The sequence below is a fragment of the Mesorhizobium sp. M1088 genome (assembly GCF_040318575.1).
GTDB lineage: Bacteria > Pseudomonadota > Alphaproteobacteria > Rhizobiales > Rhizobiaceae > Mesorhizobium.
Window position 1 is genome coordinate 88166 of record NZ_JAMYMO010000014.1, and the last position, 16407, is coordinate 104572.

The window sequence follows — 16407 nt, forward strand, 5'->3', positions numbered from 1 at the left end:
GCAATGAAGATCACGAAACTGGAAACGCTGCGGCTGAAGGAGCGGCCGAACCTTCTGTGGGTCCTGGTTCACACGGACGAAGGCCTCGTCGGACTCGGCGAGACCTTTTTCATGGCTGAAACCGTCGAGACCTATCTGCACGAATATGTCGCGCCGTGCGTGATCGGGCGCGACCCCTTGCAGATCGACCTGCTTGCCGCCGACCTCGTCGGCTATCTCGGTTTCCGATCGACGGGCGCGGAAGTCAGGGGCAATTCCGCTTTCGATATCGCGCTTTGGGATCTGTTCGGAAAGGCGACGGGTCAGCCGATCGCACAACTCCTCGGCGGGTTCACCAGGCACGAGATCAGGACCTACAACACCTGTGCCGGAACCGAATACATCAAGAAGGCCACCGGGCAGACGACTGCCAACTACGGGCTCGACAAGCCCGGCGACGCCTATGATGATCTGAACGGCTTCCTTCACCGCGCCGACGAACTGGCGCATTCGTTGTTGGAGGAAGGTATCACGGCCATGAAGATCTGGCCCTTCGACATGGCCGCCGAGAAAACGCGCGGCCAGTATATATCGCAACCCGACTTGAATTCCGCGCTGGCGCCGTTCGAGAAAATCCGCAATGCGGTCGGCGACAAGATGGACATCATGGTTGAATTCCATTCAATGTGGCAGCTGCTGCCGGCCATGCAGATCGCTCGCGAGCTTGCCCCCCACAAGACCTTCTGGCACGAAGATCCAATCAGGATGGACAGCCTGTCCAGCCTGAAACGCTATGCCGAGGCTTCGCTGGCGCCGATATCGGCTTCGGAAACGCTCGGTTCCCGGTGGGCCTTCCGCGACCTTCTCGAAACCGGAGCGGCCGGTGTCATCATGCTTGATATCAGCTGGTGCGGCGGGCTCTCGGAGGCGCGCAAGATCGCTGCCATGGCTGAAGCATGGCACCTGCCGGTCGCGCCACACGACTGCACCGGTCCAGTGGTGCTCGGCGCATCGACCCACCTGTCGCTGAATGCGCCGAACGCGCTTGTCCAGGAGAGTGTCAGGGCCTTTTACAAGACCTGGTACCGCGACCTTGTGACCGCTTTGCCGCAGGTGAAGAACGGCATGATCACCGTGCCCCCCGGACCGGGCCTCGGCATGGAACTGAACCCGGAGATCGATCGCGCCTTCACGGCGCTTCGACGGGTGAGCGACGCATCTACTCTCTGAAAATGAACCTGAAGCAGCTTTCTACGGAGGAGGAGAACCATGAAGAAGCTACTTATCTCGGCAGCCTTGGCAGCAGTACTGGCTGGTGGCTCGGCAATCGGCTCACGCGCACAGGAGCCGATGAACATCGTCTTCACGCATCATTCGTCGGCGTCGAACCCGTTCTGGCAGGCGGTGAAGAAGGGCTTTGACGACGCCTGCGCCAAGATCCAGGCCAATTGCCAGATGGTCTTCACGCAGACCGAAGGCTCGATCGAGCAACAATCGGCCAACATGCAGGCGGCGCTCGCGGCAAAACCGGACGCGCTGATCACCTCGATCGTCGACAACAATGCCTTCGACCAGATCATCGCCGACGCCCGCGCTGCCGGCGTCACGGTCATCGCGTCCAACGTCGACGACACCGAGGGTGCAGCCGGCAATGCCCGCCAGGCTTTCATCGGCCAGGGCTTCATTCCCGCCGGCTACGAACTCGGCAAGAAGATGTCCGAGTTCTTCCCCAAGGAAGGCAAGATCAGGGCGCTCGTCGGCGTCTCCGCGCCCGGTCAGAACTGGTCGGAACAGCGCGCTGCCGGCGTCATGAAGTTCCTTGAGGAATACAAGGCCGCGAATGCCGGACGCGAAGTGGTCATTGAACGGCTCGACACCGGCACAGATGGCGCCGTCGTCGCCGATCGTGTTGGCGCCTATCTGTCTGCCCACCCGGACACCACGGTGTATTTCGACACCGGCCTTTGGCATGCCTACGTGGCCCAGGTCCTGATCGATCGCGGCATCGAGCCGGGCAAGGTGCTGATGGGCGGCTTCGACATCGTCTCGGAAGTCCTGCAACAGATGGAAGCGGGTTACATCCAGGTCCAGGTCGACCAGCAGCCCTACATGCAGGGCTTCATGCCGGTGATGGAAGCCTATCTCGCCAAGAACGTCGGTCTGCTGCCGGCAGACATCGACACCGGCAAGGGCATCATCGTCAAGGAAGACGTGCCAAAGCTTAAGGAACTGGCCGCACAAGGCGTGCGGTAGGCGCGAAGCCGGCGTCCTCTCCTCGTTCTTTACGCGGAGAGGGCAAGGGGAGGACAGGCAGCACGGCCTTGGGCGTCGGCTCCGTCCCATCCTCCAACGGCATCTCCCTTGTCAGGGGCGGTAGCAGACAGACTGCCGCCATCCCCTTGCCGATGCGACAAGCCAGCGCAAACAATCCCAAGCCGGAGCGAATGATGAAGCGCTTGATGAAGATCTATCTGGAGAAGCCGGAGCTTGCGGCGGTCGTGTTCCTGCTCCTCCTCCTCCTCGTCTTTCAGATTCGCTCGAACGGCGTATTTTTGAACGCACAGAACGTGCGCGGAATGCTTGGGCTGCTGCCCGAAATGGGGCTGGTCGCGATCGGCGTGACCCTGCTGATGATATGCGGCGAGTTTGATCTTTCGGTAGGCTCGGTATTTGCGCTGACCCCGATGACCATGGCGGTGATGCTGGCGGCAGGCGTGCCGTTCGCGCCGGCCTTTGCCGCCGGGCTCGCGATCGCCGCCCTGATTGGCTTCTTCAACGGGTTCATAACGATTCGTTTCGCGATACCAAGTTTCATCACCACGCTTGGCATGCTGTTCATCGCGCGTTCGCTGACGGTGGTAATCTCCGGTGGCTTCCCTCCTGTCATCCCGGCCAACGCTCTGCCGAAATGGCTGTTTACGATCTATGTGGGGCCGGGCGACCTCTTTCGCATGTCGTTCTTCTGGTTTCTCGCCGTGGCAATCCTGGTGACGGTGCTTCTGTCGCGCACGAATTTCGGCAACTGGGTGCGCGCCACCGGCGGCTTTCTGCCCGCCGCGCAATCGATGGGCATCCCGACGGCCCGGGTGAAGGTCGCCTGCTTCATGATCTGTTCGGTGCTCGCCGGCTTTGCCGGCACCATTCAGGTGATGCGGCTTGGCGCGCCGCTGCCTTCGATCGGCGAGGGGCTGGAGTTGCAAGCCGTGTCGGCTGCCGTCATCGGTGGCGCCTCGCTGACTGGCGGCATTGGCACTATCTTCGGCGGCATCATCGGGGCTGCCCTGATCCGCGTCATCGACAACGGACTGGTGCTGAGCCAGGTTGACGCCAACTGGTTCAAGATGGCAATCGGCTTCCTGACTATCTTCGCGGTCGTCGTGAACGCCTGGCTTCGAAAGCGGGGCAGGGCAATGAAGGTGGAGACCTGATCATGGCGGCACCCATCATCGCGATCAAGGGGCTCCAGAAATGGTATTCCGGCGTCCACGCCTTGAAGAACGTCACTCTGGACATTTATCCAGACGAGGCGCTGGGCCTTGTCGGCGATAACGGCGCCGGCAAATCGACGCTGATCAACATCCTGTCAGGCACCCAAAAGCCCGATGGCGGCGAGATCAGGATCGAAGGTGAACCGGTCCGCTTCTCGAACCCGCGCGACGCCATGGATCGCGGTATCGAGACGATCTACCAGTACAATTCGATGGTCCCGACCATGACCATCGCACGCAACGTTTTCATCGGACGCGAACCGGTGAAGGGCTCGGTTTTCGGCATCGGCATCCTGGACCAGAAGCGCATGCGTGACGAAAGCGTCAAAGCGATCGCCGACGTCGATCTGCATCTGAGGTCGCCCGACGCGCTGGTCGGCGAACTGTCGGGCGGCCAGCGCCAAGGCGTGGCGATCGCCCGGGCCATGCACTTCAAGTCAAAAGTCATGATCCTCGACGAGCCGACCAATCATCTCTCGGTCAAGGAGACGCGAAAGGTGATCGGCTTCGTTCGCGCCCTCAAGGCCCAGAACATCACCAGCGTCTTCATCAGCCACAACATGCATCATGTTTTCGAATGCTGTGACCGGGTCGTGGCGATGGCGCGCGGCGAGATCGTTCTCGACAAGCGGATCGGCGAGACTTCGATCGAGGAAATCCACGAGGTTCTGTGACGCGAAGAAGCGGTCACTGGCGAGCCGTTCGGCTGGTAGAGGTCAGTCTGCGCTACGGCTTTTCCGCAAGGATCGCCTGGGCGGTTTTCTCGTCGGTGATCAGCACATCGACGACTCCCAGACGCAACACGGCGCGCAGCACCGGAACCTTGTCGAGGCCGCCGGAGGGCAGGATCACAGTGTCGACGTCGCGCAGATGTTCGGGGGCGAGGCCGATGACACGGCTGTTTAGCGGGTGATCGACGAGTTGTCCGTCGGCGCCGATCCAGTGACCGCAGATATCGCCGACGGCTCCGGCTTTTTGGAGCGATCTGAGATCATTGTCTCCTACCAGTCCGATCCGAAAGATGGTGGCGTCTTTGTGCACCGCGCCCACCGAAACGAAAGCGGCGTCAACGTCGCGGGCGTGGGTGAAGGCGTCTTCCAGAATGGACTGGCGCATAAGCAGATCGCGCGTGGCCTCCGTATCCGTGAACACCGGTGCCGCGATGTAGTAGCATTCCGCGTCGAAGAGCGCCGCGAGCCGCGAGGCGATTTCATAGATGTTGATCGCCGATCCACGCGTGAGCCCGCCAAGCAGGGAAACGACCGACATGCCTTTGACGGGGCGCACGGTCACTGAGCGCAGACTAAGCTGGAGCGTGCGTCCCCATCCCACGCCCACCGATATCCCGTCACGGATTCTATGCGACAGGGCTTCACCGGCAGCGGCTGCGATCACCTGTGGCACCAGGGTAGGATCGGGCGGTGTCGGAACCACGATTGGGTCGGAAACGCCATAGGCGTCCCGCAGCCGGTGCTCCAGCTCGATGCAGTTCGCCACCTTGGAATTGATGCGAATCTGAACGATCCCGCGCTGACGGGCATGCGCCAGCATCCGGTTGACGCGAAGGCGGGTCAGGCCAAGAGACTTGGCGATTTGCGCCTGCGTCAGGTCACCGACATAAGCAAGCCAGGCGGCGCGCACGAGCAGCCCTTCCTCGCGATCGGCCGTGACGGAACTCGTTACGGCTTGGCGGCCGTCGCGTTTCTTTCGCGCTGGTTTCTCCATCAGATCATCCTGTCCACTCCGCGGCAGCGGGTCCAGAGCGGCTCGGCGGAGCCATGTGCTCATCGATATGAGGCATCAATCGAGTTTCCCGGCTCCGCTAGCCTCGATGATAGCGGTCGAAGGACAAAACCAGCGGAGCATCATGGCAAATTGCGTCGATGATGGCGCTCGTCAGCGGCAGGCGATCGTGGGGAAGTACACCCCGGGCCATCATATTCTTCAAAGTCGGACCAAGGTCCAGCGCCAGTTGCGCGCCCTCGACCGTGTCTGAACTCATATGTTCGCGCTTCGCCACGGAATAGGGCAGGCCGCGGCCGAGCAGGCGCCCCATGCGACCGTTACGGCCCGCCTGGCAGGTCACGTAAAGATCGCCGGAGCCGGCCAGCCCCAGCACTGTTTCGACCTTTCCACCCAGGGCTTCGACCAGAATCGCCATCTCGGCGAGGGACTGCGAGAATAGCGACGAGGCAAGATTGTGCATCAGTGCGCCATTGGGCGCCTTGCCGTCGCGCTCGAGCAGCCCGACGGGAGCTCCAACGGCGAGTGTGTAGAAATTCTTGAAAGCGGCGCAGATCTCGACGCCGACGAGATCGGATGACGATCGCGCATGATAGAAAGGCGCGCGCAGAATGCGGGACGCCGCGGCCACCTGGTCGGGATCATGCCCGGCCACGATCACTGAGGTGTCGCGCTGCGCCGCCAGTTCGCCGGCAATGCACGGTCCGCCGACGGCCATCACCGGGACCGACAAGCCAGTGCGTTGCTCGATCTCGCGGGCAAGCAGATGTGGCAGGATTTCCGCGCCTTCGTCGCTTGCCGCAAGCCCTTTCGTAATCATCAGTATCGGCACGGGCGACTTGATGCTTTCTGCAATGCGGTCGATCGCCCAAGGAATGCCGGCCGACGAGACGCCGAGTACAAGCAGATCGGGTCCATCGTTCATCGCCGCCCCGAATTCGGTCCAGGAACAGGCGGTTACCACATCAGGCAGATTGATGTTGAGGCGTGGGTGATGACTTGTGCTGGCCACGGAGCCGACGATCTCCTCATCGAGATGGGTCCCGACAAGAGTGATGCGGTTACCAGCGTGAGCGGCCGGAAGCGTCATGGCAGAGCCCATGACGCCGGCGCCGAGGATAACGATCCGCGCCATTCAGCTTCTTCCCTTGTCCAGCCGCTCGCCGCTGCCTTCGTCGAACAGGTGGATTCGCTCAGGCGCCGGCTCCACATGGATCACAGCTCCAGGAGAGACCTCCATGCGGTCATGCAGCACCGAGCAGATCGCGGTGTTGCCCATGCTGGCAAAGATGTGGATTTCGGGGCCAGTCGGCTCGACAACCGTAATCCTCGCTGGAATGCCGCGCCCGTCGGCCACTGGTCGAAGATGTTCGGGGCGAATGCCGTAGATCACCTTTTGGCCGGGCCGGACCGCAGCCCCTGGCGGGAGCGGGAGGGATAGCTCGTCGGTCCGCACCACCCAGGCGTCGCGCTCGGAAGCCACCTCGCCATGGAACATGTTCATTGCGGGCGAGCCGATGAAGGAGGCGACGAAGAGGTTTGCCGGGCGATCGTAGACATCGAGCGGGCGCCCGATCTGCTCGATATGGCCGTCGCGCATAATGACGATGACATCGGCCATGGTCATGGCCTCGATCTGGTCATGCGTGACATAGACGGTGGTGGTCTTCAGCCGCTGGTGGAGCTCCTTGATTTCGGTGCGCATCTGCACCCGCAGCTTGGCATCGAGATTGGACAGCGGTTCGTCGAACAGGAACACAGTTGGGTCCCGCACGATGGCGCGACCCATGGCGACGCGCTGCCGCTGGCCGCCCGAAAGCTGGCGGGGATACCGTTCCAGATAGGGTGTCAGGTTGAGGATCGATGCCGCCCACCCGACCTTCTGTTTGATTTCTTCGTTGGGGCGCTTCTTCAACTGCATGGAAAAGGCCATGTTGTCGAAGACGGTCATGTGCGCGTAAAGCGCGTAATTCTGAAAGACCATCGCGATATTGCGGTCTTTGGGATGGAGCATGTTGACGACCCTGTCACCTATGGCGATCTCACCGGACGTGATGGGCTCGAGACCGGCTATCATGCGCAACAGAGTGGACTTGCCGCAGCCGGACGGCCCCAGCAGAACGACGAACTGGCCATCCTCGATCGAGAGATCGAGTCCGTCGATAATCGAGAGGGCGCCATAGTCCTTCTTTATGTTGCTGATGGTGACAGACGCCATAAATTGCTACCCTTCGATTGCCCTTGCCGGTTGGATCTCATTTTCGCCATGCGAGCGATTGGCGATCGGATGCGCTCTCACCATTCGCTCTCCAGAAACTCTTCCAAGAGTCCCGCATCGGCGGCCAGGTTGACAAAGGACCATCGGCCGCGGATTTCTCGCGAATAGCGAATGGCGTCGTGCCAAAGCGCGCGCGGCAGCTCTAGTTCCGCGCCGGTGACCGGCCCTCCCGCAGCCTTGAGTGCTGCCTCCATGCGGGCGACCGGCATTGCCATGGGCCGAACCTCCTGGCGCAGCGCCGGCCAGATTTCCGCAAGCCTGCGGTTGAAGATTTCCGACTGGCTGGCGTCGAGTGCCGTCTTCTTCATCTCGGCAATGCAAAGTGGTCCAAGCTGCGCGCCATAGCGGGCCAGCATCGCCGCTTCGTCGATGGCGGTCGGCTTCACCTGCGGCGGCTCTTTCATGTCCAGCAGCCGCGCTTGCAGACGCGCCATGACCAGCGAGGCAACCCCGACCTGCTGGCCGTGCGTGGTGCCGGGATGACGCTCTCCCGCGAACATGTCGACCCAATGGGAAATCTGGTGCTCTCCCATGGACCCGGGATGGGAAACGCCGGCAAAGCACACGCCCATCGAGCACAGCGTCAAGACGCGCTGGAGATGCCCGACAGCGGTGACGTCATGCCTGGCAAGGCCAGGCGCATGGGCCAGCATCGGCTCCTCATCGCCCGCCTGCAGCAGGTAGGGCACCTCGGAATAGTAAGTGTCGAACAGCCGATGCGAAGCCCACCAGTCGATCTGGGCCGTGGAGCGGCAGAGGCTGTCGCCAAGCCCGGCGGCGCTGAGCCAGGCGGGCGCTGCGGCCGACACGCCAAGGTCCAGGAAGATGCCCCGGGGCGCGTGTGAAGACAGCGAGATCTTGAGCCCGGAGGCCAAGGTCACCGACGCTGTCGAGGCGCCGTAGCCATTCATCGAGGCGGCCGTGCCGAAGACGGCATAGGGTCGCTCGTCGAGGAAGGTTGCATGCTTGCAGCTGTCATTGAGGACGCCCGACCCGACCGCCACGACCCCTTCGGCGTGACGTGTCTTCTCCCTGACCATCTGGATCGTCGCCTCATCACAGTCGAGGCCGTCAGGCAGCACGATTTCGTCGATGTCGGCGATGGCACGCAGCGCCTTCGCGACGCGCCTGCCCATCACATCGACGGTGTTGATATCGGAGACCACGGCGATGCGGCTGCCTAGCTTCAGCGGCGCAACGAGATCCGCCTCGCGGCCTTCCGTCGTCTCCAGCAATTCGATGGTCTGGAACGGCAGGACCGCGGCCGCGCCTGTCTTGGGATCTGTCCAGCGTCCAGCGACAACGTCCTCGATCAACGCGCTCCAGTTGGTCGCTTCAGCCATGATCGGCCTCCATGAAGGCCGCGAGGCGTTGGTTCCAGGCTGCAAGCGTTGGCCAAAGATCAGCATGGATCGCAAGAAGTTCGGCGTAGAGCGCGGCCCGTTTCGTGTCCGGTTCGAAGGTTTTGGCCGGCTCGCTGGCCATTGCGAGCGACGCTTCGGCGATCGTGGAAAACCAGCCCACCCCCTTTGCCGCCGCCATCGCCGCGCCTAGCGAGGAGGCTTCGACGGTCGTCGAACGCTTTATTGGACGATCGAGTGCATCCGCCAGAATCTGCATCCACAGGTCGGACTTCGCTCCTCCGCCGATGGCTATGAACTGGTCGATGGTCTGGGCGGCAGCCGCAGCCGCCCGCTGACTTGTCGCGGCCTGATGCAGCGCTATGCCTTCGAGCACGGCGCGATAGATGTCGCCGCGGCGGCTCGAGCCCGAAAGCCCGGCAATCACACCACGGGCCGCACTATCCCAGTGCGGGTCCATGACGCCCTGCCAGTAGGGCAGGAGCATTATGCCGCCTGCGCCGATCGGGCTGGCAGCGGCTTCGGCCTCGAGCGCCTCCAGCGCATCGCTTGCGCCATGCAGATCGACCCCAAGCATTTCGCGCGCCATCCAGTCGACAAGAAAAGTGCCGGCGCGAAGGCACGTCTCGTAGATGTAGCCATTATCGGCGACCGCCGTTTCGGTGCGGAAGGCCTGGTCGTGGACGTAGTCCGTGCCGAAGCTGCCGGAGACGACCGCCGTGCCGAGGTTGATGTAAGCGCATCGCGGCTGCAACACACCAGCGCCCGTGCCGGCGCATTGACCGTCGCCGCCGCCGGCGACGATCGGCGTGCCCTCGCGCAGGCCCGTCGAAATGGCCGCTTGCGACGTCAGTTGGCCCAGAACGGTGCCGGGCCGCGCCAGATCCGGCATCATGCGCCGGGCGACGCCCGCTGCCTCCAGTATATCGTTCGACCAGTCCATAGCCCGCATATCGAGTATGCCCATCGGGTCGGCGGATGCGGTGGACGTCACCCACCGGCCGCTCAAGCGAAAGACCAGATAGCCGTGGACTTCGGCCATCCGCTCCACGCGGGCAAAAATCTCGGGCTCTTGCTCGCGGAACCAGATCATGCGGTAAAGGCAAGGAATGACGTCCAGCGGCTTGCCGGATATTGCGTGGACGCGTGCCGCGCCGAAACTCTCGCCGAAGCGGCGTGCTTTGCCACGGGCGCGCTCATCGAGCCAGAGCGTCGCCGGCCCGACCGCTTCGCCTTGCTCGTCGAAAAGTCCGAAGCTCTCGCGCTGGTTGGCAATCGCGAGGGCGGCAATGCGTGCCGGCGAAACCGTTGACGTCACGGCGCGCAGCGCTGCGACCGTCGAGGTCCACCACTCGGCCGGATCCTGCTCGAAATAGCCCGAACGCGGGTTGGACATTGCAAGCGGTGCACGACCTTCGGCCACGGCCAGACCATTGCGGTCCCAGGCGATCGCCTTGGTTGCCGAGGTCGAGGAATCAATGCCGATGACGAGATCAGGAACCATTGCCGCCACGTTGCCAAACGGCGAGGGCGGCCGAAGCCGCCTTCGCCCAAATCACCGACCAGCCGCTAAAGACCGGCGTCCTTGACTTTGCCGTCGACAATGCCGGCAATGGCATCGAGGCACGCCTTGGCATCGCCGCCATAGTCTTGGCCCGTAAGCAACTTGCCGAGCTCAACCGGAATGTCGTTGTTCGACAGATCCGCCCAGATCGGCATGTCCGGCTCAGATCCCATCTGATTGTCGATCGTGTATTTGATCGCGTCGAAATGGCGTGTCGTTCCGGGGCCGACAACAGCCTTCGCCTTGACCCTAGGATCTGTAAAAGAGGAATTGCGCATCGGCGAGGCGCCGCCGCCGAGCGTCGATACCCGCGCCATGACATCCTTCGAGCAGACCCACTGCATGAACAGCCATGCCGCTTCCTTGTTCTTGGAATATTGCGACAGCGAGATCGTCGAGCCGCCCTGGTGGCCGACGGCCGGGATTTCGTTGAAGCCGCAATCGGCAGCGGCGCGACGACCAGGAACTTCCTTGGGCGCGGGCAGGGCCTCGAACAGGCCTTTGACCTTGGAATCCTTGGCATCGAAGCCGGGGAAATCCTCGCCCCAGGTGATTGCCATGGCGGCTTGTCCCTGTGTCAGGGCCTGTCCTTGGCCGTCCCAGGTCCAAGTCGTCGCGGACGGCGGCGAGTTCTTGACCAGCTCCTGATAGAATTTGAGCCCGGCCACGCCGCGCTCGTCATTGCCGACAAACTTCTTGTCCTTGTTGAAGACAGAACCGCCATGGCCCCACAATGCGAAGGTCCAGTCGCATTCCAGCGAATAGTGGCCGGACTTCGCCTGGCACGCGGTGCCGAAGATGCCGTTGCTCTTTTCTGCCTCTGTAAGCGCCTGGACGGCCTTGAGGTAGGCGTCGAGGTCTGTCGGCAGGGCAATGTTGTGTTTGTCGAAAAGATCCTTGCGGTACATCAGGATGAAGATCGGAATATCGAATGGAATTCCGCACTGTTTGCCGTTGTACATGGCGATGCCGTCGACCAGCGGCTTGGAGAAATCGTCCCAGTCGAAGTTGGGCATCGCCAGTTCTTTGTTCTGGTCGTAATACTCGCGCGGATCGACGACATCCTGGGCAAATGTCGCCATCCAGGACTGGTCGAGATAGTAGACGTCGTAGGTGCCAAGCTGGCCCTGTACGTCTTGCGTCGCCTTGGCGAGAACCTGCTCCAGCGGCACGATCTCGACTTCCACCTCAATGCCGGTTGCCTTGGTGAATTCACCCGCGACAAGCTGGTTGGCAACAATCGTTGGCGGCGTCGCTTCCGAAGTGTAGCGGATTTTGGTGCCGGCATATGGTTTGCCGACGTCGGCCAGCCACTTCAGCATATCGGCGTCCTGGGCACGGGCTTCTTCAACCCCGAGGCCCAGCATCCCCCGATTGGTGCGGCCACCACCCAGCATGGCCGATCCGAAGGCGGAAAAGCCGACACCAGCGAGCGCCATCTTCCTCATGAAGTCGCGTTTGGTTATCCGGCGCGCCGTAAAGTCATTGCAGGTATCGGCGACGAATGTCTTCTTGTCGTGTTCACTGAAGCTCATGATGGTTCCTCCATTGCGTTTTTGTCGTCGTTCTTCTCGTCTGTGCCTCACTCCTTCAGCGATCCGAGGGTGAGGCCGCGGACCAGATGCCGTTGAACCAGCAGGATAAAGATGAAGCTGGGTATGATCGCGGACGTGCCGAGCGCTGTGATGTAGCCCCACTCGGTCGCGGTCGAGGTGACAAAGGTCGAGATCTTCACCGGCACAGTGCGGATCGACGTTGTCAGGAACAGTGAGAGCAGGAACTCGGTCCACGAAAAGATGAAACACAGCACCGCCGTCGCAGCGATGCCGCCCTTGACCATGGGAAGGACCACGCGTCGGAACGTCTGCCAGCGCGTCGCGCCGTCAATAAGCGCCGCCTCATCAACCTCGCGCGGAACATCGTCGAAGAACGACTTCAAAAGCAGAACCGCCAGCGGCAGGTTGATCAAACTGTGAACGAGGACGAGGCCCGTATAGGTATCGCGCAAGCCGAGATCGCGGAACATGAAAACGATCGGAATGACGATCGCGATTGGCGGCATGAAGCGCTGCGAGAGAATCCAGAACAGGAAGGACTGCTGGCCGCTGAACTGCATTCGCGACAGGCAATAGGCGGCCAGGGTGGCCAGCAGCAGCGTCAGCGCCGTCGATCCGACGGCTATGATGGCGCTGTCGAGCAACGACTGGCGGGAATCGTAGGAACTCGCGCCCCCCTTGATGACCCCGGCCGCCTCGCCGCCCTGTTCCATGCCGATGTCGACGCGTGAGACGCCAAGCAACGTCACGCGGTAATTGTCCGGCGTCGGCGTGAAACCGGTGTAGACCGGTCCGCTGCGGTCGAAGATCGCCGAATAGGGTTTGACAGACGACAGCGCCCACCACGCGATGGGGAACATGAAGATCGCCACCACCAGGACGGCGAGCACGTCGCGGGCGATCGTTTGGGCGCGCGACGACTCCATCAGAACCTCACCTTGAACAGCCTGACGAAGAGGTTCGACACGACGATCAAGACGACGAGCACGATCAGCGACAGGGTTGCGGCATAGGGGAAGTCTCCGGTGAAGTAGATACGGCCAGCGTAGAACGAAAGCGTCTCGGTGGCCGTGCCTGGCCCGCCGGCGGTGATGATGTAGACGTAGTCGTAGATGCGAAAGAGATCGACGCCGCGGATCAGCACCGCGACCGCTATCACCTTGCGCAGCATCGGCAATGTGAGCCGCAAGAACGTCTGGAAGCCGTTGGCACCGTCGATCGCGGCTGCCTCGAAAGGTTCCTTCGGCAGCGCCCTGAGCCCTGCCAGGATGATGAGCACCATGAACGGCGTCCACTGCCATATGTCTGCCAGCAGGATCGCCGCCAATGCGGTTCCGGGCTGCGTCAGGATCGGCTGTGCCGGCGAGATCAGGTCGAGGGCATACAGGTAGAACGACAGGACGCCGAAAGAGCCGTCCTGCATCAGCAGGAACATCATTCCGGTCACCGCCGGCGGCACCACCAGCGGCAGTGTCATCAGCGCCCGCAGCACCCCGTAACCCTTGCGATCGGTGTCAAGCAGAAGCGCGATGAGGATGCCGAGCGCAAGCTGAACCGCAAGCGCGACGAAGGTGTAGATCAGCGTGGTTTCCAGCGAATGCCACATACGCGCATCCGAGAAGGCGCGCGTCCATTGGTGGAGCCCGGCGAAGTCGAGCTGCCGGGAGACGACATTGCGTTTGTGTAACGACAGCCAGACTGAATAGGCGAGGGGATAGATGCCGAAAACGAGAAGCATCACCGTGATCGGCGCGAGCCAGGGGAAAGGATGCTCGGCCGTCATGAACCGGGGAAGGGCCCATCTGGGCGCTTCGCGGGTCACGGTCACCGTGCTCACGCGCAAATCTCCGCTCGGTCACACAGACGCATCGGCCTTCTCCCTATCGGCCAGATTGTGCCAACTTGAACTTTTGTAAGTTTGTTGTGCCTTTTGTTAAGAACGTGTCGGACGGCCGCCGAATTGTCAAGTCGGTTCCGTCAGCGCTCAAGGGATTTGCTCGTGGTCCCAGAGGATGCCGTGATCGCCGAGTATGGAGTCGTTTTCGAGGAAACGCCGCCGGCAAATGCCGTGCACCAGCCTCAAACGCGCTCAGGGCCGCCGCCAATTTTGGCTGCAACATCCTTGGCCCTCGAACTGCGCAATTAGCGCTAAGATGCGATAAACTGCGCAGTTACAATAAGACCCTTTTCCTTACGAATTTACAAATGCTTAACCCTGATGCCGTTTCGAGCTTAGTTGTCCGCGGACAACTCACCGACGCCCTTCTGGTTCCTGGCCCGCATGGCAGACCCGATCAAGTTCGACGTGCCCGGCATCTTCCGTCTCGGCGTGGTCGATATCCGCCGGCCGAAGTCGATCCGCTATCTCGACGGCATCTAAGGAGGCGATGATGAAACACCAACAACCAGGCAGGCCCGCGCGGTATCAACACCACCAGCGGTCCGGTTTTCCTCGATCCGGCCAGACCGCCGATGTCGACGTGAGCGCAGCCGAAGTGAAAGTTGCCAAGGCAACCGGCTGGTTCCCCTTTGCCGGTAAGAATTCGTCCCAATCCGACGAATTCCTCCAGGCAAGGGCACCGACACGGAACGCGAGGACCTCACCAAGCAGGCGAATCAGCTCGGCATCGACCATGCCAAGAACGTCCCGACCGACAAGCTTAAGGAACTCGTTGACGCGAAGTTGCGCGGCCGCTGATCGATTGCTATCCGCCGGAGGGCCGCGAGACCTATCAGCGCTCCATCACCATCCCGCTGGCGACCGCGCTCGGCCGGGCGCATTAAGAGGCGCGCTTCACCTACACCTGCGTGCAGAAGCTGGCCTTCCCGATCGAGGTGACCGCGCCGACCGTCTATTTCGACATCGTTCCGGCGCCGGCAACGCTGACGCCGCTGACCCCGGAAGCGCCTTAGCAACCCGCGCCCGGCGGTTCCGGGCAATCTCCCAAATAGCAACTCGAAAGGAACGGCCAGGACAGTCACCGTCAAAATCCTTGTGGGCGGCAACTACCGTGCCACAATCAAGCCCGCCATCGACGGTACCGAAGGCAGCGTTCAGATCGGCCCTAAAGAAGAAAAGCCGGTCTGATATTTCTGAGAGTGATTAGAAAATGGTAGTTCAGACCGACGCGGACAATTTGCCCATCATTGCTGAACTTGTAGGTCCCAATTCGCCCTTGCGGGCCACCGACGCGGTAAAGAGCTTGAATATCAAACATTCTTTTTGGTTCAGACTCGTGGGACATTCAGACTCGTGGGACATTCAGACTCGTGGGACATGACCCACACGACGCGCTACCGTGTGTCTCGCCATCACGCCACCGCCATCCGACTTTGAGAAAGATCAGGTAGACCGGTCGAAACGGCCCGATTTGCGAAGCTTCGCAAGCAAGCTCTCTGCCGCGCCGTGGTAGTTGGCAGAGGCCTGCTCGGCCATCGGCAGCGAACTCCACACGGTTAGTTCGGCCACCAGAAAGTCGTTGTCTGCGTCCACCGGCGCGGATCTAAGTTGTCCGTTTTTATCCATCATGATTGCTACCACGGTGTCGTTTGCGCCGTACCCAATCGCCGCCATCCTCTGAATGCGAGAATCGCCGTCCACGCGAACGTCGAACAAGACGGATCCGCCAGTTTTCTCCGCGATGTCATCCACTCGGTCGGAAAACGCCCGATTCATACCGCCTGTATTGGCAAGTGATTGCTCCAGCAAAACCAGTTCAACATACTCCGCCTTCATGCCGTGACTATGGGCGCACAGGCCCAATCGGCAATCCTACCCGCATCTTTTCACACAGGAATCCCAATGACATCCTCCAACGCGCCGCGGCGTGCGCGGCGAGATCAAGGTGAGACCGAACCAAGCACGAGACAGATGATATTGGTGATGATTGCGATTTCGACGCTGTTCCAGGTGGCTGCGATCAAGCGGTCGTTCTGCCACAACGAAGCGTAGCACTCCGTCGTCCCTGATTGTCCTGACCCAAAAGCTCCTCCCCAGGAAGAAACTAAGCCTTGAGCGGGCGCGTGGGCGGCTGCAGCATCCGCAGACAACCCTCCGATCTCTTTCCGCTTCCTCGCAGGAGCGCCAGCTCCATGTTCGGCGTTTGCGCCGATTGCTGAGGGACGGACACAAAGAACGCGACTGCCTCTCCACTCGTTGACCGTCTCGACCCGAGTTGCCGTCATGCCCTCCACCTCCATACGCAAAACGGGGTCTGATCCGGAAAGAAGAATCCTCTCGGTCTGGTTTGTAGCCAGTGCCAAGGCATACCGAGTTTGAGAGCGTTCCGCCGGAGACCTTTGCCGCGTTCCGGGCCGCATCCGCCAGGGTCGCTAGATAGTGTGCTGAAGGTTCTGCAAAAAGTTTTGGAGAGAGAACGGGGCTTGCTCTGAGGGGCGAGCGGCCATGGCACGGTGGTGACGTTGCGATCACCGATTC

14 protein-coding genes and 1 pseudogene are annotated in these 16407 nt (G+C 61.5%); 5 read left to right on the forward strand and 10 right to left on the reverse strand.

Features of this window, described 5'->3' with window-relative positions:
• Positions 1-3 precede the first annotated feature (3 nt).
• The 4 genes from NKH49_RS18655 to NKH49_RS18670 all read left to right on the forward strand — a co-directional run bounded on the left by NKH49_RS18655 (position 4) and on the right by NKH49_RS18670 (position 4141).
• On the forward strand, positions 4-1209 hold the full coding sequence (locus NKH49_RS18655) for a mandelate racemase/muconate lactonizing enzyme family protein (protein WP_352503248.1): 1206 nt from the start codon (positions 4-6) through the stop codon (positions 1207-1209).
• 39 nt (positions 1210-1248) lie between these two features.
• Positions 1249-2232, forward strand: a complete 984-nt coding sequence (locus tag NKH49_RS18660; RefSeq protein ID WP_502895713.1) for a sugar ABC transporter substrate-binding protein — start codon at positions 1249-1251, stop codon at positions 2230-2232.
• Between the two features lie 194 nt (positions 2233-2426).
• Positions 2427-3407 (forward strand): ABC transporter permease, encoded by a 981-nt coding sequence (locus NKH49_RS18665; protein ID WP_352873695.1) that lies wholly within the window; start codon positions 2427-2429, stop codon positions 3405-3407.
• Positions 3408-3409: 2 nt separating this feature from the next.
• Positions 3410-4141 carry an ATP-binding cassette domain-containing protein gene (locus tag NKH49_RS18670; protein ID WP_254819755.1) on the forward strand — a complete coding sequence of 244 codons (732 nt, stop codon included), beginning with the start codon at positions 3410-3412 and terminating at the stop codon, positions 4139-4141.
• Positions 4142-4193: 52 nt separating this feature from the next.
• Here NKH49_RS18670 and NKH49_RS18675 read toward each other — a convergent pair whose 3' ends face one another.
• The 8 genes from NKH49_RS18675 to NKH49_RS18710 form a co-directional block, all read right to left on the reverse strand.
• Positions 4194-5192 (reverse strand): sugar-binding transcriptional regulator, encoded by a 999-nt coding sequence (locus tag NKH49_RS18675; RefSeq protein WP_352927233.1) that lies wholly within the window; start codon positions 5190-5192, stop codon positions 4194-4196.
• Positions 5193-5289: 97 nt separating this feature from the next.
• A complete protein-coding gene (locus NKH49_RS18680; RefSeq protein ID WP_352927236.1) occupies positions 5290-6345 on the reverse strand; it encodes a hypothetical protein in 1056 nt (351 codons plus the stop codon).
• Positions 6346-7428 carry an ABC transporter ATP-binding protein gene (locus NKH49_RS18685; protein WP_352541850.1) on the reverse strand — a complete coding sequence of 361 codons (1083 nt, stop codon included), beginning with the start codon at positions 7426-7428 and terminating at the stop codon, positions 6346-6348.
• 77 nt (positions 7429-7505) lie between these two features.
• Complete coding sequence (locus NKH49_RS18690) at positions 7506-8831, reverse strand: iron-containing alcohol dehydrogenase (RefSeq protein ID WP_352927239.1); 1326 nt, start codon at positions 8829-8831, stop codon at positions 7506-7508.
• Complete coding sequence (locus NKH49_RS18695; RefSeq protein ID WP_352927242.1) at positions 8824-10353, reverse strand: xylulokinase; 1530 nt, start codon at positions 10351-10353, stop codon at positions 8824-8826. Before NKH49_RS18695 ends, NKH49_RS18690 begins: the two co-directional genes overlap by 8 nt.
• Before the next feature lie 65 nt (positions 10354-10418).
• Positions 10419-11948, reverse strand: a complete 1530-nt coding sequence (locus NKH49_RS18700) for an ABC transporter substrate-binding protein (RefSeq protein ID WP_352927245.1) — start codon at positions 11946-11948, stop codon at positions 10419-10421.
• A 47-nt stretch (positions 11949-11995) separates the two neighbouring features.
• The gene (locus tag NKH49_RS18705; RefSeq protein WP_352771234.1) at positions 11996-12895 is read right to left on the reverse strand and encodes a carbohydrate ABC transporter permease; all 900 of its coding nucleotides are present in this window, start codon (positions 12893-12895) and stop codon (positions 11996-11998) included.
• Entirely contained in the window at positions 12895-13806 is a 912-nt protein-coding gene (locus NKH49_RS18710; RefSeq protein WP_352779654.1) for a carbohydrate ABC transporter permease, read from the reverse strand. The genes NKH49_RS18705 and NKH49_RS18710 overlap by 1 nt, the downstream gene beginning before the upstream one ends.
• Positions 13807-14223: 417 nt before the next feature.
• On the opposite strand from NKH49_RS18710, the pseudogene NKH49_RS18715 reads away from it, so the two are divergent.
• A pseudogene (locus tag NKH49_RS18715) lies at positions 14224-14349 on the forward strand (major capsid family protein); the annotation flags it as partial.
• A 45-nt stretch (positions 14350-14394) separates the two neighbouring features.
• On the opposite strand, the gene NKH49_RS18720 reads toward NKH49_RS18715, so the two are convergent.
• Both NKH49_RS18720 and NKH49_RS18725 read right to left on the reverse strand, forming a co-directional pair.
• A complete protein-coding gene (locus tag NKH49_RS18720) occupies positions 14395-14604 on the reverse strand; it encodes a hypothetical protein (protein WP_352927249.1) in 210 nt (69 codons plus the stop codon).
• Positions 14605-15312: 708 nt separating this feature from the next.
• The gene (locus NKH49_RS18725; protein ID WP_353016357.1) at positions 15313-15705 is read right to left on the reverse strand and encodes a hypothetical protein; all 393 of its coding nucleotides are present in this window, start codon (positions 15703-15705) and stop codon (positions 15313-15315) included.
• Positions 15706-16407: the final 702 nt, after the last annotated feature.